This window comes from Microbacterium resistens NBRC 103078 (genome assembly GCF_001552355.1).
Lineage (GTDB): Bacteria > Actinomycetota > Actinomycetes > Actinomycetales > Microbacteriaceae > Microbacterium > Microbacterium resistens.
The window spans coordinates 1-18,211 of record NZ_BCRA01000102.1 but is presented as its reverse complement, the minus strand read 5'-3'; the positions used below and the strand labels follow the sequence as shown (position 1 = coordinate 18,211).

The following is an 18,211-nucleotide window of genomic DNA, read 5'->3' as shown; positions in this document are numbered from 1 at the left end:
GTGTGGCGGGCAGGGGCGGCCGCGGGGTCGCTGAACTCGCCGTCCCAGGCGGGGATGTCGTTGACGAACTCGGTCTCGATCCAGCGCGTGTAGACGCCGAACCGGCCGTCCTCCGCCGTGAACGCGGGATCGCGCACGACCTTGCGGTGGAAGGGCAGAACGGTGGGAAGCCCCGACACCTCGAACTCGTCGAGGGCGCGGCGGGCGCGCTCCAGCGCCTCCGCACGGTCCTTGCCGGTGACGATGATCTTCGCGAGCAGCGAGTCGAACGCGCCGGAGACCTCGTCTCCTGCGGTCACGCCGGAGTCCAGGCGCACGCCCGGCCCGCCGAACGTCTTGAAGACGTGGATCGGGCCCGGCTGGGGGAGGAAGCCGCGGCCGGGATCCTCGCCGTTGATCCGGAACTCCAGGGAGTGGCCCTGCGGCTGCGGGTCGTCGTAGTCGATGGTGCCGCCCGCCGCGATGCGGAACTGCTCGCGGACGAGGTCGATCCCGGTGATCTCCTCGGAGACGGGGTGCTCGACCTGCAGGCGGGTGTTGACCTCGAGGAACGAGACCGTGCCGTCGGCGCCGATGAGGAACTCGCACGTGCCGGCTCCGACGTAGCCGACCTCGCGGAGGATCGCCTTGGACGCCTCGTAGAGCGCCCGGTTCTGCTCGTCGGTGAGGAACGGCGCGGGAGCCTCCTCCACGAGCTTCTGGTGGCGTCGCTGCAGCGAGCAGTCCCGGGTGGAGATGACGACGACGTTGCCCTGCGCGTCGGCGAGGCACTGGGTCTCGACGTGGCGCGGCTTGTCGAGGTACTTCTCCACGAAGCACTCGCCGCGTCCGAACGCGGCCACGGCCTCGCGCGTGGCGGACTCGAACAGCTCGGCCACCTCGTCGAGCTCGCGGGCGACCTTCAGGCCCCGGCCGCCGCCGCCGTAGGCCGCCTTGATGGCGATGGGAAGGCCGTGCTCCTTCGCGAAGGCGACGACCTCCTCCGCGCTCTCGACCGGTCCCGGCGTCCCGGGGGCGAGCGGGGCGCCGACCTTCTCGGCGACGTGGCGGGCGGTGACCTTGTCGCCCAGGGCCTCGATCGCCTCGGGGGACGGGCCGATCCAGGTCAGCCCGGCGCCGATCACGGCACGGGCGAAGTCGGCGTTCTCGGCGAGGAACCCGTACCCCGGGTGCACGGCGTCGGCGCCGGCGCGCCGGGCCACGGAGAGGATCTTGTCGATCTGCAGGTAGGTCTCGGCGCTGGTGGCGCCCCCCAGGGCGTACGCCTCGTCGGCGAGCCGGGTGTGCAGCGCATCGCGGTCCTGGTCCGCGTACACGGCGACGGAGGAGAGACCGGAGTCGCGCGCAGCACGGATGATGCGGACGGCGATCTCGCCGCGGTTGGCGACGAGCACCTTGGCGATTTCAGGCATGGATGTCAGCCTAGCGAGAGCACGTCCGATATTTTTGACGACCCTCCACAAGAATCGCGCGGAGTCGTAGTCGTCTCCCTCCGAGCGTGCCGAAGGCGGACGGTGTCAGGCCGTCCGGTTCCAGAGGTCGGTCCAGGTCACCCCGAGCTCGCCGACGAGGCGTCGCAGGGTGGACAGGGACATGCCGACGACGGTCGACGGATCGCCCTCGACCCGCTCGATGAAGGCGCCCCCGAGGCTGTCGACCGTGAAGGCGCCCGCCACGTGCAGCGGCTCCCCGGACGCGACGTACGCGGCGATCTCCTCGTCCGACACGTCGGCGGCGAAGGAGACGGACGCCTCAGCGACCGCGTGGGCCTCGACGGGATCCGCGCCGGGGCGCACACGGAAGACGCCGTGTCCCGAGTGCAGCACACCGGTGCGGCCGCGCATCCCGGCCCACCGCTCGGTGGCCGCCTCCGCGGTGTGCGGCTTGCCGTACACGCGTCCGTCGATCTCGAACATGGAGTCGCCGCCGATGACGATCCCGTCGAAGTCCGGCTGCTCCCGGCGCACGCGGGCGACGACGTCGGCGGCCTTGGCGCGCCCGAGGAGGAGGACGAGCTCGGCCGGGCTGAGCGGAGTCCCGCGGCGGGCCTCCTCGTCCGCCGCGACCGCCTCCTCGTCCACGTCCGGCGCGAGGGCGAGCGGCTCGATGCCGCTCTGGCGGAGGAGGGCGAGGCGGGCGGGGGAGGTGGAGGCGAGGCAGACGCGCATGCGACCACGCTAGCCGGGGAGCGACCACGGTGCCGGCGACGCTGCCGCGGGCCGCCGCCCGCGCGGTCGGCGTGGGATCATCGGGAGGTGACTTCCGCGGACTCCGGCGACCTGCTCGACCTCGACGTGACCGGCATCGCCCACGGCGGGGTGAGCGTCGCCCGCCATGACGGGCGTGTGGTCTTCGTCGCCGACGCGATCCCGGGCGAGCGCGTGCGCGCCCGGGTGACGGACGCCTCCAAGCCGGCGTTCTGGCGGGCGGTCGCCGTGGAGGCCCCGGAGCCGTCGTCGGACCGCCGGCCGCATCTGTGGGCGGAGGCGTCGATCGACCGGGATCCGGAGGCGCGCCCGGGCGGCGCGGAGTTCGGTCACATCGTCCCGCGGCGTCAGCGCGCCCTCAAGCGCCAGGTGCTCGCCGAAGCGCTCGATCGCTTCGCGGGCGGCGGGGTCGATGCGCCCGAGGTCGCCGCCGTCTCCGACCACGACGGCGGCTGGCGGACGCGCGTCACGCTGCACGCCGACGCCGACGGCCAGGTCGGGCCCTATGCCGCGCGCAGCCACCGGATCGTCCCCGTCGAGGACCTGCCGCTGGCCCGCCCGTCGATCGCCGCGGCCGCACGGACCCTGCGTGCCCGGGGCGAGGGCCGCGTCGAGCTGGTCGAGGCGTCGGACGGGCAGGTCCGGATCCTCCGGAAGGCCGCCGCCGCCCGAGAAGGGGCCGCGGGGAAGGGCGTGCGCCGTCGTGCCCCGCGCGCTCCGCGTCCTGTCCCCGAGGTGCTCGTCGAACGAGCAGCGGGGCGGGAGTTCCGTGTGGACGCCGACGGCTTCTGGCAGGTGCATCCCGAGGCGGCCGACACGCTGGACGCCGCCGTCGCGGACCTGCTTGCCGACCGGGTGGACCCGGACTCCGCCCACCTCGACCTCTACGGCGGAGTCGGGCTCTTCGCCGCCACCCTCGGGCGTCTCGGCGCGAGGACGATCACGACGGTGGAGTCCAGTCCGCGCGCGACCGCGCACGCCCGCGAGAACCTCGGCGATCTCGGCGTCGAGGCGATCACCGCGCGGGTCGATCGCTTCCTCGCGGACCGTCGCCGGGACGAGGCCGCGGCGCGCGCGCACGCCGGCGGGACCGTGGTCCTGGACCCGCCCCGCTCCGGTGCCGGGCGGGCCGTGGTGGAGGACGTCGTCGCGCTCGCGCCGTCGGCGGTCGTGTACGTGGCGTGCGATCCGGTCGCGTTCGCCCGGGACCTCGGCACCTTCCGCGCGCGCGGCTACGACGTCGAGGACCTCCGCGCGTTCGACCTGTTCCCGAACACCCACCATTTCGAGGTCGTCGCCCGCCTGGTGCCCGTCGTGGGCGCGGTCGCCTCGGTAGGCTGAAGGCATGAGCAGCGTCGCCCTGATCGACGACCACGAGTCGGTTCGTCTCGGGCTCTCGGCCGCCCTCGAAGCGGCCGACTTCGAGGTCCTCTTCACAGGTGCCGGCGTCGGGGAGTACCTCGACGCCCGGCGTCGGATCGGGCTGGTGCCGGCCGACGTGGTCGTGCTGGATCTCACCCTCGGCGACGGCACGACCGTCACCGAGAACGTCACCCGCCTGGTCGCGGACGGCTCCAGCGTCGTCATCCACAGCGTGGCGGACCGGCCCGTCGCCGTCCGGGAGGCGCTCGCCGCCGGTGCCGCCGGGGTGATCAGCAAGTCCTCCCCGCTGGACGACGTCATCGCCGCCGTGCACACCGTGGCGCGCGGCGAGGCGCTGAACAACGTCGAGTGGGCGAGCGCCGTGGACGGCGACCGCGCCTTCGCCGACGCGCAGCTCTCCAGCCGGGAACGGGAGGTGCTGCGGCTGTACGCCACCGGGCTTCCGCTCAAGGTGGTCGCCGAACGGCTCGGCGTGGCGTACTCGACCGCCAAGGAGAACATCACCCGGGTTCGGGTGAAGTACGTCGAGGTCGGCCGCCCGGCGCCGACGAAGGTGGACCTGCTGCGGCGCGCGATGGAGGACGGGATCGTCACGCCGCCGCAGGAGGAAGCCCCGAGTGTCCCCTGAGCGCACGCTCCGCGAGGCGTGGGCGAACATCCCCACGCCCGGCGAGGTCGGCCGCGAGCTGGAGCGGTTCGCCGGCAGGCGGATGGAGCGGATCATCGCCATCGTCGTCGGCGTCGGCGCGCTGGCCCTGGGCACCCAGGCGCTGATCTCCGCGGTCGGCACGCTCACTCGACTCGACGCGCCGCACGTCCTCATGATGGCGCTCGTCTTCGTGCCGTGGGCGATCATGCTCGTGACGTGCGTGGTCGGCCGAGGGGTGCGGATCGCGGCGGGCGTGTTCACGGTCGCCTACGTCCTCGATCTCGTGCTGTGGCCCTTCGTCGCCGTGCGCCAGGCCGCGGACCCCGATCAGCAGCCGTGGATCTTCTTCCTCGTCAACGTCGCCGGGGTCGCGGCGGTCGTCGCCTTCCCGCTCGCGCTCCAACTCCTGTGGGCGTTGGCCGGTCCCTTCCTCTACGGCCTGGTCCGGCTCGCGCAGGGCGACTTCCAGCGGGAGTTCTGGGTCACCACTGCGTTCGACGTCTCGTTCACCCTGATCCTGGGCTGCGTGCTCGTCGCGCTCGGCTGGATGTTCCGCTCGGTCGCCACCGGGGTCGACGATGCCCGCACCAGAGCCGTGGAGTCGTACGCCTCTGCGGCGGGGACGGCTGCGGCGGAGCAGGAACGCGTGGCGGTCGCGGCCCTCATGCACGACAGCGTGCTCGCCGCCCTCATCGCCGCCGAGCGAGCCAGGACGGAGCGCGAGCGCGACCTCGCCGTCGCGATGGCGAGGGAGGCGCTGACCCGCCTGGCCAATGCGGAGGCCGCCAGCCTGCAGGAAGGCAGCGAGGAGCCGGTGGCGATCGAGCGGATCGCGGAGGACCTTGAACGCGCCGTCGCCGAGCTCGACACCACCGCCGTACTGGATCGCTTCGGGCACGGATCCGTGCCGGATCGGGTGGCGCGCGCCGTGGCCCTCGCCGCTCGCCAGGCGATCGGGAACGCGGTGGCCCACGCGGGCGGCCGGGGTCTCACGATCGTGGTGGAGGGACACGGGGACACCGGCCTCACGATCAAGGTCAGCGACACGGGCAACGGTTTCGACCCCGGGCAGGTGAAGGCGGATCGCCTGGGGATCCGCGCCTCGATCCTCGCCCGCATGGCCGCGGTCGGGGGCACGGCGACGATCGAGTCGGACCGGCGTGGAACCACCGTGACGCTGGGGTGGTCCGAGTCATGAGGCTCACCGTCCGCAACGTCGCGACCGCGCTGGCCCTCGGGTTCGCCCTGTACTTCGCGTCCCGCGCGCTGTGGTGGACCACGCCGCCGGCGAACCCGCAGCTGCTCGTCGTGGCGATCGCGGCATTCCTGCTGGTCGTGGTCACCATCGTGATGGTGGGGGCGCGGACGCGCCTGCGCATGCCGCTGTGGGCGGCACTCGTCGCCCTGGCCGCCGGGGTCGGCATCCCGATCGCCGTCAACCTCGCCCTGACGCAGGATGCTCTGCGCGCGCCGTACGCGACGTGGTACATCGGCGGCGTCGGCGTCATCGGGGTCATCTGCGTGGTGCGCCGGCGGAGCCTGTTCGGCTGGCTGGCGCTCGTCGCGCTGGCCGCCTCGACCTCCGCCTGGCTCGGCGTGGGGGACGCGCTGGCCCTGGGACTGGTCGGCTCCGCGGTCTGGATGGTGATCGCGCAGCTGCTCGTGGCGTTCTGGGGGCGCGCCGTCCGGGACACCGACCGTCTGGCGAGCATTCAGCAGGCGGCCTCCGCCTGGCAGGCGACACAGGCGGTGCGGCAGCGCGCCCGGCGTGAACGCGTGCAGTACGCGCTGGCGGTGGCGGGTCCGAGTCTCGCCCGGGTGATCGAGAGCCGCGGCGACCTCTCCGAGGACGAGCGCGTCGAGGCGCGCTTGGCGGAGGGGCGCCTGCGTGACGAGATCCGCGGCGCCAACCTGCTGAACGAGGAGGCGCGTGCCTCGATCGCCGCCGCCCGTCGGCGCGGCGCGACGGTGACGGTGTTCGACGAGGGCGGTCTGGACGGGCTGGACGAGGCTGCGCGGGATCGCATCCGCGCGGAGCTCGCCGCCGTGCTGCGCGACGCCGACTCGGCGCGCCTCATCATCCGTGCGGCGCGTGACGCGGAGGTGGCGGTGACCGTCGTGGGACGCTCGGCCGCCGGTGCGTCGTCCGACGAGGACTCGGTCGAGCTGTGGCGGGAGATCCGTCGGACCGTGGACGGATCACGCGACGAGCGGACGTGAGTCAGAAGGAGGCGAGGGGCGGCGAAGCCGCCCGCCCCTCGCCAGATGCGGAGCGGTTACCCGAAAACCGTCCGCGGAAGGCCGGTGATCGTCCGTCTACCCTGTGGCGGAGGACCGGCCGAACGCGAAGCGTTGCAAGAACAGTCTTCCGGGGCGCAAGAGGAATGTCTGTAGGTATTTTGGGGGACAAAGCCGACGCGCCCTGGCGGAGCAGCCGCGGTGGATGAGAATGGACCCATGAGCGAGCCCGGACCTCGTCGAGGAACGAACCTTCCGCGGATGGGCGACTTCAACCAGTCGGTGGTGCTCGAAGCCGTCCGCCGCTCCGGCGCGGGGCTGAGCCGGAGCGAGATCGCGGAGGTGACCGGACTCTCGGCCCAGGCGGTCACGAACATCGCTCGCCGCCTGCTGGAGGAGGGGCTCGTCCTCGAGGCCGGGCGGACGATCCGCGGGCCGGGCAAGCCCCGCACCCTGCTCAAGCTCAACGCGGCGCGCGAGCTCGCCGTCGGCGTGCATCTGGATCCGTCGGTCACGACCGTGGTCATCCTCGACCTCGCGGGCGACGTCGTCGCGCACGCCCGTGAGCGCACCGCCGTGGGCGCGCCCTCCGCGGTGATCGACGCGATCGTCGACGCGATCGAGCGGCTGATCGGGTCCTCCGGCGTCGACCGCGAACGCATCGTCGGCGTCGGCGTGGCGGCCCCGGGGCCCCTCGACACGGCGGGCACCATCATCGATCCGCCCAAGCTCGACGGCTGGCACCGGGTGGCGCTGCGGGACGAGCTGCGCGCGGCCACGGCGATGCCTCTGCTGCTGGACAAGGACACCACGGCCTCCGCCGTCGCCGAACTGTGGCGCGGGGGCGAGCGCACCGCGTCGTCGTTCCTGTTCGTGTATCTCGGGACGGGGATCGGTGCGGGACTCGTGATGGGGCACGAGGTCGTGCGCGGCGTCTCCGGGAATGCCGGGGAGATCGGGCACATCATGGTCGACCCCGACGGTCCGGTGTGCACGTGCGGCGCGCGCGGCTGCGTCGCGGTCGTCTGCACGCCGCAGGCGATCGTCGAACGGGCGGAGCGAGAGGGGGTGCTCGGGGCGGGGGACGAGACCCCCGACGCGCGCTTCACGAGCCTGTGCGACCGTGCGCGCACGGGGGACGAAGGGGCAGTCCGCGTCCTGGAGACGGCGGCCGGGCACCTGTCGCGGGCGATCTCGGTGCTCACGAACATGCTCGACGTCGACCGGGTCGTGCTCGGCGGCCCGTCCTGGTCCCGGCTGGAGTCCGTGTATCTTCGCGTGCTGCCCGGCCTGCTCGCCGCCCAGAGCGCGACGGCGGCCATGCGGACCCTTCCCGTGACGGGTGCGGTCGCGGGGGAGGACGTCGCCGCCGTCGGCGCGGCGTGCCTGGTTCTCGATGCCGTGCACTCGCCGCACGCGGCCACGCTCTACCTGCCGGCGGGGGACCCGGCGTAGCCGCACGGGCGCGGGAGCGGCTTGCCGGCTTAACTACAATCGATGTAGTATCTCTGCATCCGTGGGGATGGTCACTGGGGGACGGCTCCGCGGGTGCGTCGCGCACGCGAACGGGGTCGGGACGGGGGCTGCCCGGCCCCGAAGCGCGTCGACGCGACCGGATCGGCCCGTTCCGAGGCGCGGCCGACGGCAGGCGCCGGAGCCCTCAGCCGGAGAACCGACCCCAGGGGATGTCCCGCCGCAGCGGCGCGCGCAGTGCGCGCTGGGTTCGCATCCACGCCGACACGGGAGGGTCGACGGTCACGGCCGCCTCCTCTTCGGCGGTGTAGGCCGCCGAGAGCACGGCGATCAGCGCGGCCAGCTCCTCTTCGCTCGCCGCGCCCCGCACCACCTGGATCTCCACCGGCGCGTCCCGGTCCTCCGCCGCGGTCACAGCGGGATGTTCCCGTGCTTCTTCGGCGGCAGCTCCGCGCGCTTGCCGCGGAGCGCCCGCAGGGCCTTGGCGATGGAGACCCGGGTGTTGGCGGGCTCGATGATGCCGTCGATCTCGCCCCGCTCGGCGGCGAGGAAGGGAGACGTCACGTTGTAGGTGTACTCGTTGGCGAGCCGGGTGCGCACGGCGGCGACGTCCTCGCCGGCCTCCTCGGCCTTCTTGATCTCCCCGCGATAGAGGATGTTGACGGCGCCCTGGCCGCCCATGACCGCGATCTCGGCGGTCGGCCAGGCCAGGTTCACGTCCGCGCCCAGCTGCTTGGAGCCCATCACGATGTAGGCGCCGCCATAGGCCTTGCGCAGGATCACGGTGACGAGCGGCACGGTGGCCTCGGCGTAGGCGTAGATGAGCTTCGCGCCGCGGCGGATCACGCCGGTCCACTCCTGGTCGGTGCCGGGGAGGTAGCCGGGGACGTCGACGAGAGTGACGATCGGGATCGAGAACGCGTCGCAGAACCGCACGAAGCGGCTGGCCTTCTCGCCGGCCTCGATGTTCAGGGTGCCCGCCATCTGCGACGGCTGGTTGGCGATGATGCCGACCGAGCGCCCTTCGACGCGGCCGAAGCCGATCACGATGTTCGGGGCGAAGAGCGGCTGCACCTCGAGGAAGTCGCCGTCGTCCACGACGTGCTCGATGACGGTGTGGATGTCGTAGGGCTGGTTCGGCGAGTCCGGGATCAGCGTGTTGAGCGTGCGGTCCGCGTCCGTCGTCTCGAACGCGAACGCGCTCGCGTACGAGGGCAGCTCCGCCATGTTGTTGTCGGGCAGGTAGCTCAGGAGCGTGCGGGCGTAGTCGATCGCGTCGTCCTCGTCCTCGGCGAGGTAGTGCGCGACGCCCGAGCGGGTGTTGTGCGTCAGGGCGCCGCCGAGCTCCTCCATCCCGACGTCCTCGCCGGTGACGGTCTTGATGACGTCCGGGCCCGTGACGAACATCTGGCTGGTCTTGTCGACCATGATGACGAAGTCGGTCAGCGCCGGGCCGTACACGGCGCCGCCGGCGGCCGGACCCATGATGATCGAGATCTGGGGGACCACCCCGGAGGAGCGGGTGTTCAGCCGGAAGATCTCGCCGTACTTGCTCAGCGCGAGCACGCCCTCCTGGATGCGGGCGCCGCCCGAGTCGAGGATCCCGATGATGGGGATGCCGCTGCGGAGGGCGAACTCCATGATCTTGATGATCTTGTCGCCGGACACCTCGCCCAGGGAGCCGCCGAAGGTCGTGAAGTCCTGGGAGTACACCGCGACGGTGCGGCCGTGGATGGTGCCCACGCCGGTGACCACGGAGTCGCCGTACGGGCGGTTGCGGTCCATGCCGAAAGCGGTGGTGCGATGCCGCACGTACTCGTCGAACTCGACGAAGCTGCCGGTGTCGACGAGCAGCTCGATGCGCTCGCGGGCGGTCATCTTGCCCTTGGCGTGCTGCTTCTCCTTCGCCTTCGCCTCGGCGGCGACGACGGCCTCGTCGTAGCGCGCGTGCAGGTCGGCGATCTTGCCGGCGGTGGTGGAGAGGTCAGGCGTATCCGTCACGGGTTCCACCCTAGCGGCGGGGTGTCCGCAGACGTTGGACGCCTCGCACAACGCGACGGCCGATCCGCTGTTCTTTCCGTACTGTCGCCGAGACCCCCTTGCACCGCCGAGACCCCCTCGCAGATACGTAGATACGAGGGGGTTCGGGCGACAGGAGGGGGTCTCGGGGGCGCCTCGGCGGATCGATAGGGTGACGGCATGGACTTCGCCCACACCCGCGCGGCGGCGTCGCGCCTCGACGTGCTCGACGCCACCGGATCCACCAACGCCGATCTGCGCGCACACGCCGCCGACGCCGCGGGGTGGCCGCACCTCTCCGTGCTGCTGACGCAGGACCAGCGCGCGGGCCGAGGACGCCTCGACCGCAGCTGGGTGGCCCCGGCGGGGTCGGCGCTGGCCGTCTCGGTGCTGCTGCGGATCCCGGCCATCCCCGCGGCGGAGCGCGGGTGGATCCCGCTGGCGGCGGGAGCGGCGATGACGGATGCGGTCGCCGCGCAGCTGCCGGGCCGCACGGTGGGGGTCAAGTGGCCCAACGACGTGCTCGTGGGCGCCGCGGGCTCCGGAGACGGCACCCGGCCGCCGCGGAAGATCTGCGGCGTGCTCGCCGAGGCCGTGGGGACGGACACGGTGATCGTCGGCACCGGCGTCAACACCGCCATGACCCCGGAGCAGCTCCCGGTCGACACCGCCACCTCCTTCGCGGTCGAGGGGACGGAGTGCGACGTCGACCTCCTCGTCGCGGGGTACCTGGCGCGACTGGACCGTCATCTCACGGCGTTGGCGGAGCACGGCGCCGACGCGGGCGGCGTGCGCGCCGCGGTGGCGTCCCGCTGCCTGACCCTCGGCCAGGCGGTGCGCGTGGAGCTCCCGGACGGATCGACCCTTCGCGGCGTCGCGACGGGCCTTGCGGGCGACGGGTGCCTGGAGGTGCGCGCGGAGGACGGAACAGGACACCGCGTCGCCGCGGGAGACATCGTCCACCTGCGCACGGTGTGACCGCCGCGTCGCCGGGGAGCGAGGGACACACCGCGCGGCTGCCCGCCTCACCGGGGCAGGGCGACAGAATGGAGCCATGACGCAACCGGTGGGGCTCGGCGGGCGGCCGATGACGCCGCCGCCCGGGGTGCCCACCGAGGAGCGCCTCATCGCGCGGTTCCACGGACATGCCCGTCACCTCTTCTGGTCCGCCCTCGTGCTGATCGTCGTCGCGGGTGCCACGGCGTACCTCCTCGGTAACCTGCCGGCTCCCCTCCAGGACTGGATGCTGCTGGCGGCGGCCGGTCTCGTCGTCGTGCTTCTCGTGGTCGTTCCGTACTTCGTGTGGCTCTCCCGCGGGTACACGATCACGACGCGCCGGGTCATCGCCCGCCGTGGCATCGGCGCGCGGCACAGCCAGGAGATGTCCCACGCCCGCGGGTACACGATCCAGGTCCGCCGCGGAGTGCTCCAGCGGATGGCGGGGGCCGGGACCATCACGCTCTCGAACGGCGTCGACGCTCCGCTGCGGCTCGTCGGCGTGCCCGACGTCGCGCTCGTGCACGAGACGCTGGCCGACCAGGTCGAGGTGGGACAGATCCTCGCGCACCGGGACGCGCAGGCGACCGGTCAGCTCGACGACTGACACGCGCTCCGTCGATCGGCCGGCTCTCGACCACGGGCACTGCGGCGGTGCTCCCCGCCGGAGTGCGCGAGAATGGAGAGGGCGGGCGTCGCGGTCGGCGGCGCCGATGACGAAGGGCCGGTGTGTATGGCGGTGCGCGTAGGTGTGATCGGCGGAGGCCAGCTGGCCCGCATGATGATCGCCCCGGCGGTCGAGCTCGGCCTGGACATCCGCGTCCTCGCCGAGGACGACGGCATGGCGGCGCAGCTGGCGGCCACGCAGGTCGGCGACTACCGGGACGCCGAGACCGTGCGCCGGTTCGCCCGTGAGGTCGACGTGGTCACCTTCGATCACGAGCACGTGCCCCAGGAGGTGCTGCGCCTCCTCCAGGCCGACGGCGTGGAGGTCCATCCCGGCCCGGATGCTCTTCAGTTCGCGCAGGACAAGCTGGCGATGCGCGCCCGGCTCGAGGAGCTCGGCGTGCCTCAGCCGGACTGGGCGCGCGTGGAGGACGAGGCCGCCCTCCAGGCCTTCCTGGACGACCACGGCGGTCGCGCGGTCGTGAAGACTCCGCGCGGCGGGTACGACGGCAAGGGCGTGCGCGTTGTCTCGCGGGCCGAGGAGGCGGCCGACTGGTTCGCCGCCACCGCGGACGGGGATGCGCTGCTGGCCGAGGAGCTGGTGCCGTTCGTGCGCGAGCTCGCGCAGCAGGTGGCCCGGCGTCCGTCCGGAGAGGCGGTCGTGTACCCCGTGGTGGAGACGGTCCAGCGCGACGGCGTGTGCGCCGAGGTGATCGCGCCGGCCCCTGACGCGAGCGAGAAGCTCGTCGAGGTGGCAGCCCGCATCGGCGTGCGCATCGCCGAGGGGCTGGGGGTCACCGGGATGCTCGCCGTCGAGCTGTTCGAGACCGACGACGAGCGGATCCTGGTGAACGAACTGGCGATGCGTCCCCACAACAGCGGCCACTGGAGCCAGGACGGCGCGATCACGGGTCAATTCGAGCAGCACCTTCGCGCGGTCGCCGATCTGCCGCTGGGCGATCCGTCGCCGCGGGCGACGTGGGCCGTGATGGTGAACATCCTCGGCGGGCCCGCGGATGCGGCGATGACGGACCGACTCCCCGCCGCGCTCGCCGCGCATCCGTCCGCCAAGGTGCATACCTATGGCAAGGCTCCGCGCCCCGGTCGCAAGGTCGGCCACGTCAACGTCACGGGCGACGACCTCGACGACGCGGTGTACGAGGCGCGGTCGGCGGCGGCGCGGTTCGCCTGATCGGGCGCACAAGAGGTGATCACCAGCATGACGGTGATCACCAGCATGACGTTGATCGCGCGCCGCATCGGCGATCTCCCAGCACCCGCCCGTACCCTGTTGTGGTGACTGGGACACTGCACTCCGCCGCCGCGCCCCTGGTCGGGGTCGTCATGGGCTCCGACTCGGACTGGCGCGTGATGAGCGACGCCTCGCAGGCGCTCACGGACTTCGGGATCGCCCACGAGGTCGAGGTCGTCTCCGCCCACCGGACGCCCGACAAGCTGGTGCGGTACGGCCGTGAGGCGCGCGAACGCGGGCTGCGGGTCATCATCGCGGGGGCCGGAGGAGCCGCGCACCTGCCGGGCATGCTCGCGTCGGTCACCGCGCTGCCGGTGGTCGGCGTCCCGGTGCCGCTCGCCTACCTGGACGGGATGGACTCCCTGCTCTCGATCGTGCAGATGCCGGCGGGGATCCCCGTCGCCACGGTCTCCATCGGCGGTGCGCGCAACGCCGGTCTGCTCGCCGCGCGGATCCTCGGCGCGTCCGACCCCGCACTGGCGGATCGCGTCGAAGCGTACGCGCGTGAGCTCGAAGGCGTCGTCGAGGAGAAGAACCAGCGGTTGAAGGACTCGCTGTGACCGTGTTGCGCGAACCGCTGGCGCCGGCTCGCGCCGCGCAGCGCACCCGGGTCATCGAGACCAAGCCGATGCGCCGGCCGGACACCTCGTCTCCGGCCGCGATGACCACGCGGGGCTGGTGGCTCGTCCTGTTGAACGTCCTGGTGCCGGGGTCGGCGCAGGTGCTCGCGGGCAACCGTCGGCTGGGCCGCTTCGGTCTGGGCGCCACCCTGGCGCTGTGGACCGGGCTTGTCGTGACGCTGCTGTTCGGGCTGCTCTGGCGGCAGGGGCTGCTGTGGCTCACCGTGGGCGGCGGCTGGATCTCCTGGCTCGTGCTGACCCTCGTGCAGGTCGCCTTGATCGGATACGCCCTGCTGTGGGTCGTGCTCACGTTCGACACGCTGCGACTCGTGCGTCTCGTCCGGGTCAAGCCGTACGCGAGGATCGCGCTGCCGATGGTGGCGGTGCTCGTGCTGGGACTGCTCGGCGGGGGAGCGGCGTACGCCGCCAACATCGTCGGCACGAGCCGCGGCGCGATCACGACGCTGTTCGGCGGGGGAGGGCCGAGCCTTCCCCCGAGCGACGGTTACTACAACATCCTCCTCCTCGGTGCCGACAGCGGCGACGGGCGGGACTCGATGCGCTTCGACAGCATCTCGGTGGTGTCGGTCAATGCGGAATCCGGTGCCGTGACGATCACCGGCATCCCCCGGGACATGCCGAACGTGCCCTTCGCCGAGGGGCCGATGCAGGACCAGTATCCGGACGGCTTCCAGGAGCACGACGATGAGGAGTGCGGCTGGGGCGCCGGGATCAACCAGCTCACCAACGCGGTGGAGCAGTGCAGCGACGGCGCGGCGCTGTATCCGGACGCGGAGGCGCAGGACTCGAGCCCCGCGATCGAAGCGACCAAGGACGCGGCCGAGGGCGTCCTGGGGATCCAGATCCCGTACTACGTCTTCATCGACATGAACCACTTCGCCGCCCTGATCGACGCGCTCGGTGGCGTGGAGGTCACGGTCGCCGAACGGCTGCCCAAGGGCGGCGGGCCCTCCTACGACGGCGAGCCCGCGGAGGACTGGGCGATCGGGTGGATCGAGCCGGGAACCCAGCGCATGGACGGCGACACCGCTCAGTGGTATGCGCGGTCACGGTACACCACGAGTGACTTCGACCGGATGAAGCGGCAGCGTCAGCTGCAGGAGGCGATCCTCGGCCAGTTCTCTCCGCAGAACGTGTTGAGTCGGTTCACCGAGGTCGCACAGGCGGGCACCGACATGGTGCGCACCGACCTGCCCCAGGACAAGCTCCCGGAGTTCTTCGACCTGGTCCTGAAGGCCAAGGAGCAGCCGGTCACCACGATCGAGCTGACGCCGGAGAACGGCGTCGACGAGTGGGAGCCGGACTGGGAGCAGGTGCGGCAGATGGTGCAGAACGCGCTGCACCCGCCCACCGAGGCTCCGGAGGACGGGTCCGCCCCTTCCGAGGGCTGATCAGCGCCGCGTGAGGACGGCTTGGCGTCGCCGGAGCGCGGCGCCGACCGACGGCTGAGCGGCGCCGCAGAGCTGAGCGCCCCCTCGAAGCCGTGCGCCTCGCGACGCCCGCTCCCTCGCCTCTCACCGGCGCCCGCTGCGAGACAGCGAGCGGGCACAGAGGAGGAAGCCTGGGCGGCAGGGGTGTGAGGGGAGGGGAGCCTCCACCGCCCAGGCGGTCTCGGACGGCCTCACCGGGCCGACGACGAGACCCCTCAGGCGCGCTTGCGGCGAACCCCAGCCGCCACCAGCACGCCACCGGCGGCGACGCCCAGGGCGCCTCCGCCGACGATCCACGGCGAGATGTCCCCGCCCGTCACCGCGAGACCGGCGTCCCCAGACGTCGCCTCGGAGCTTCCGGCGCCGACCGACGGATCGTGATCGCAGCTCGACGCCGCGTCCGTTCCGCTCTGCACCGTGATCGTCGCTGTGTACGAGCGCTCCGCGCCCGCGAACGTCACCGCATACGCTCCCTGGCCGTCGGCCGGAGGGATGAACGTCAGCACCAGGCTCCCGTCCTCCATCGCGGTGTTGCCGGAGTACTGCGCGGTCTCGGCCGACGCGCCGGCGATCGTGATCCCGACGACCTCACCGGGCACGAAGTACCCGGCGCCGAACGACACCGTCGAGACGTTGCAGACGTCGATGATCGGTCCGTCGACGGCCACCGAGGGCGGTCCGACGTACGGATCCGCGGCGAACGAGGCGGCGGGCGCAGCGAAGACGAGCGCACCCGCGGCCAGAGTGATGGCAGCAGCCTTCTTGAGCATGTTTCTCCCCCAGTGAGATTCACGCGGAATCGATCGGCATCACTCCCCAGCGATGATCGATCGTCGGGTGCCCCGTACGCCCCCATAGCGCGCGGACCACCCGGTATCCCCAGTTGTTGCTCAGAACACTACCCCATCAGAGGGCGATCCGTCACCGATCGCACACGATGGGTTTCACCGATGTGTCGATCGGACCCGCCATCGGCGTGTGGCGGACATCGGTGAGCCGCCGGCCGGCGCCCTCCCCGGTGAAGTCCACCGTGATGGTGGTCGACTCTCCCGGAGCCAGGCGCACGGAGTGCTGGATCACGGGTCGTCGTTCGAGGGTCGCCGTCTGCACGGAGCCCTTCTCGCCGTCGCGGTCGTAGCGGGCCGGGAGCGCGCCCTGCGGGCCGTAGACGGCCACGAGGGTCTCCGTGGAGCCCGGCGGGACGCCGAAGGCTCCTCCCGCCGTGACGTACGGCGGGAGGGTCTCGGCGGCGTCCGCGGGGGCCGCGTTGGTCCAGGTCGTGCTCACCCTCGTCGTGGGCCGGCCGTCGCAGACGCCATACGAGACCGCGACCTGGGCCTTCGCGTAGAAGTCCATCTTCGCGCCAGTCATGTCGTTGAGGAGGACGCCCACGGTGGCGGTGTCGGTGCCGTCGGCCGGGACACCGCCACCGAGCGTCGAAGCCGCGAGGATGTCCTCCTCCTCGGGGTGCGCGCTCCAGATCCGGATGCGGTGCTCGTCCGCCGCGTCGGCCAGGGCGCTGATCAGCGCACGCGGGGGCGCGCCGAGGGCCGCCGAGAACAGCGAGCCCGCGACCTGGGCGAAGACCTGGTCCTGCGCGGCGGGGTCAGGGACGCTCTGATAGATCCCGGACAGCAGCAGCTCGCGGGCCGACTCGGCGTCCAGCGTCACCGGCCCGGCCTGGACCGGTCCGGTCGCCTCGAGCAGGTGGGCGGCGACCACCGCGTCCACCGCGAGCACGCCGTCCACGGGGCCGCCGAAGCGTTGCGTCCACATCTCGGCGATCACCGGACCGGCCTCGCGGAAGTCCGGGATGCTCGTGGCGTTCTGGATGAAGCGGCCTGGCCGGTCCTCGAACAGGGCGACCACGGGCTCCGACAGGGGCAGTGAGGACGCCAGCGCGCGGAAGTCCGCCGCGGACGCCTGCCCGACGAGCCCGATCCGCCCGCCCTCCGCGCGGACGACGGCCAGGGCGCCGACGATCCCGCCGGACGAGCGCAGCTCGGCGTTGTTCTGCATCGCCACCACGTACGTGCGCGGTCCGGACCCGCCGAGCATCGAGGGCAGCAGCTGCGCGGCGCCGTGCAGCGCGCCGACGACGGTCGTCGCGTCGTCCATCGTGCCGCGCAGCTCGCGGACGGCGTCGGCGAGCGCCGGAAGCGTCGCCTCGGCGTCGATGCGGGCGGCGCGGGCGGAGGCGTCCGCGAGCGCGGCCGAGGCCTGGCCCAGCGGCGCCTCGACCTGGGTGAACGGCGCGAGGTCGATCGCGCCTCCCGACAGGCCCAGCGCGCTGAGATCCACGTCGCCGAGGACCGAGACGACAGGCCCGAGCGCGTCCTCGGACACGTCGTCGGCGATCTCGGAGACCTCGCGCACGGCGGTGAGGTTCGGTCCGAGCCAGGGGACGACCTCGAAGGCGCGCCACACCGGGTCCGAGGTGAGACCGCGCGCGGATGCCGCGTGGTCGGCGATGCGGTGGGAGAGCGTGTCCGCGCGGTCCAGCTCGCCCTTCGCGATCGCGGCCTTCAGCGCGGAGGCGTTGGCGGCCACCTGCGACAGGTCGTTCGCGGCGCCGAGGCCGCGCACGACCAGCCACCCGATCGCGAGGAGCAGCGCGACGGCCAGGACGCCGACCGTCGTGCCGATCCATCGCCGTCGAACCGGAAGCCGCCCATCGCTCATGGGAAGCATTCAAGCATGAGCGGATGAGGGACCGTACGGCCTCGGCCCGGGACGTGCCTCGGCGGATTCCGAGGGCCGCCGCAGTAGGCTCGCGCTATGGCTCAGCTTCGTGTCGTCCTGGATCAGCTCGGCGCCGACGGGGCCGCCGACCTGTCCGAGGCCTCGACCGCGCTCGTGGCGGGCCTGATCGAGACCGCACCCCGGGGCTGTACCGTCGAGGCGATCGTGCCGGCGGGCGTGGAAGGGGTCCCGGAGGGCGTCGCTTCGGTGCGGCGACTGCCGCTCGCCCGCCGGGAGCTGACGGCCGCATGGCAGATGGGGCTTGCCCCGCGCGTAGGCGGCGGGATGATCCACGCGGTGACGCTGCTCGCGCCCCTCGTCCGTCATGATCGCCTCAACGATCACGATCAGACCGTGCCGACGCTGTGGGATCTGCGCCCCTGGGACGCGCCGGAGACGCTGCCGCGGGCGGTCGTCCTCTCGCAGCGCGCGCTGCTGCGCCGTGCGGTGCGCCACGCGGACGCCGTCGTCGTGCCCACGCACGCGGTGGCGGCGCGGCTGGCGGAGATCGCGGC

At 72.6% G+C, this 18,211-nt stretch carries 16 protein-coding genes and 1 pseudogene; 11 read left to right on the top strand and 6 right to left on the bottom strand.

Going from position 1 to position 18,211, the window contains the following annotated elements; translation table 11 throughout:
* Together MR1_RS15280 and MR1_RS15275 are read right to left on the bottom strand one after the other, a co-directional pair.
* Positions 1–1,412, bottom strand: a 1,412-nt coding sequence (locus MR1_RS15280) for an acetyl-CoA carboxylase biotin carboxylase subunit (RefSeq protein ID WP_067248792.1), incomplete at its 3' end; no start/stop codon positions are given.
* A 105-nt stretch (positions 1,413–1,517) separates the two neighbouring features.
* Positions 1,518–2,168: a Maf family protein gene (locus tag MR1_RS15275; protein WP_067248787.1), complete on the bottom strand. Its 651-nt coding sequence runs from the start codon at positions 2,166–2,168 to the stop codon at positions 1,518–1,520.
* A gap of 87 nt (positions 2,169–2,255) precedes the next feature.
* Here MR1_RS15275 and MR1_RS15270 point away from each other — a divergent pair, with 87 nt between their 5' ends.
* The 5 genes from MR1_RS15270 (at position 2,256) to MR1_RS15250 (ending at position 7,932) form a co-directional block, all read left to right on the top strand.
* A complete protein-coding gene (locus MR1_RS15270) occupies positions 2,256–3,548 on the top strand; it encodes a class I SAM-dependent RNA methyltransferase (protein WP_067248784.1) in 1,293 nt (430 codons plus the stop codon).
* A gap of 4 nt (positions 3,549–3,552) precedes the next feature.
* Positions 3,553–4,218, top strand: a complete 666-nt coding sequence (locus MR1_RS15265; protein WP_067248781.1) for a response regulator transcription factor — start codon at positions 3,553–3,555, stop codon at positions 4,216–4,218.
* On the top strand, positions 4,208–5,437 hold the full coding sequence (locus MR1_RS15260) for an ATP-binding protein (protein WP_067248778.1): 1,230 nt from the start codon (positions 4,208–4,210) through the stop codon (positions 5,435–5,437). Before MR1_RS15265 ends, MR1_RS15260 begins: the two co-directional genes overlap by 11 nt.
* The gene (locus MR1_RS15255; RefSeq protein ID WP_067248774.1) at positions 5,434–6,459 is read left to right on the top strand and encodes a hypothetical protein; all 1,026 of its coding nucleotides are present in this window, start codon (positions 5,434–5,436) and stop codon (positions 6,457–6,459) included. The genes MR1_RS15260 and MR1_RS15255 overlap by 4 nt, the downstream gene beginning before the upstream one ends.
* 237 nt (positions 6,460–6,696) lie before the next feature.
* Positions 6,697–7,932, top strand: a complete 1,236-nt coding sequence (locus MR1_RS15250) for an ROK family protein (RefSeq protein WP_174522550.1) — start codon at positions 6,697–6,699, stop codon at positions 7,930–7,932.
* Between the two features lie 205 nt (positions 7,933–8,137).
* On the opposite strand, the gene MR1_RS15245 is transcribed toward MR1_RS15250, so the two are convergent.
* Positions 8,138–8,365, bottom strand: a complete 228-nt coding sequence (locus tag MR1_RS15245; protein WP_067248768.1) for an acyl-CoA carboxylase subunit epsilon — start codon at positions 8,363–8,365, stop codon at positions 8,138–8,140.
* Positions 8,362–9,960, bottom strand: a complete 1,599-nt coding sequence (locus MR1_RS15240; protein WP_067248765.1) for an acyl-CoA carboxylase subunit beta — start codon at positions 9,958–9,960, stop codon at positions 8,362–8,364. Before MR1_RS15240 ends, MR1_RS15245 begins: the two co-directional genes overlap by 4 nt.
* Positions 9,961–10,149: 189 nt before the next feature.
* Between MR1_RS15240 and MR1_RS15235 the strand changes: the two genes are divergently transcribed.
* The 5 genes from MR1_RS15235 (at position 10,150) to MR1_RS15215 (ending at position 14,915) form a co-directional block, all read left to right on the top strand.
* On the top strand, positions 10,150–10,947 hold the full coding sequence (locus tag MR1_RS15235) for a biotin--[acetyl-CoA-carboxylase] ligase (RefSeq protein ID WP_067248761.1): 798 nt from the start codon (positions 10,150–10,152) through the stop codon (positions 10,945–10,947).
* Positions 10,948–11,023: 76 nt separating this feature from the next.
* Positions 11,024–11,572 (top strand): PH domain-containing protein, encoded by a 549-nt coding sequence (locus tag MR1_RS15230; RefSeq protein ID WP_067248757.1) that lies wholly within the window; start codon positions 11,024–11,026, stop codon positions 11,570–11,572.
* A 126-nt stretch (positions 11,573–11,698) separates the two neighbouring features.
* On the top strand, positions 11,699–12,823 hold the full coding sequence (locus tag MR1_RS15225; protein ID WP_067248753.1) for a 5-(carboxyamino)imidazole ribonucleotide synthase: 1,125 nt from the start codon (positions 11,699–11,701) through the stop codon (positions 12,821–12,823).
* 152 nt (positions 12,824–12,975) lie between these two features.
* Positions 12,976–13,443: a 5-(carboxyamino)imidazole ribonucleotide mutase gene (gene purE / locus MR1_RS15220; protein WP_067248789.1), complete on the top strand. Its 468-nt coding sequence runs from the start codon at positions 12,976–12,978 to the stop codon at positions 13,441–13,443.
* The gene (locus tag MR1_RS15215; RefSeq protein ID WP_067248749.1) at positions 13,440–14,915 is read left to right on the top strand and encodes an LCP family glycopolymer transferase; all 1,476 of its coding nucleotides are present in this window, start codon (positions 13,440–13,442) and stop codon (positions 14,913–14,915) included. Before purE ends, MR1_RS15215 begins: the two co-directional genes overlap by 4 nt.
* 254 nt (positions 14,916–15,169) lie before the next feature.
* Here the strand turns inward: MR1_RS15215 and MR1_RS15210 are convergent, their stop codons facing one another.
* Together MR1_RS15210 and MR1_RS15205 are read right to left on the bottom strand one after the other, a co-directional pair.
* On the bottom strand, positions 15,170–15,724 hold the full coding sequence (locus tag MR1_RS15210) for a hypothetical protein (RefSeq protein WP_067248746.1): 555 nt from the start codon (positions 15,722–15,724) through the stop codon (positions 15,170–15,172).
* Between the two features lie 151 nt (positions 15,725–15,875).
* On the bottom strand, positions 15,876–17,636 hold the full coding sequence (locus tag MR1_RS15205; RefSeq protein ID WP_067248744.1) for a DUF4012 domain-containing protein: 1,761 nt from the start codon (positions 17,634–17,636) through the stop codon (positions 15,876–15,878).
* A gap of 96 nt (positions 17,637–17,732) precedes the next feature.
* Here MR1_RS15205 and MR1_RS15200 point away from each other — a divergent pair.
* Positions 17,733–18,211, top strand: a pseudogene (locus MR1_RS15200) (glycosyltransferase); the annotation flags it as partial.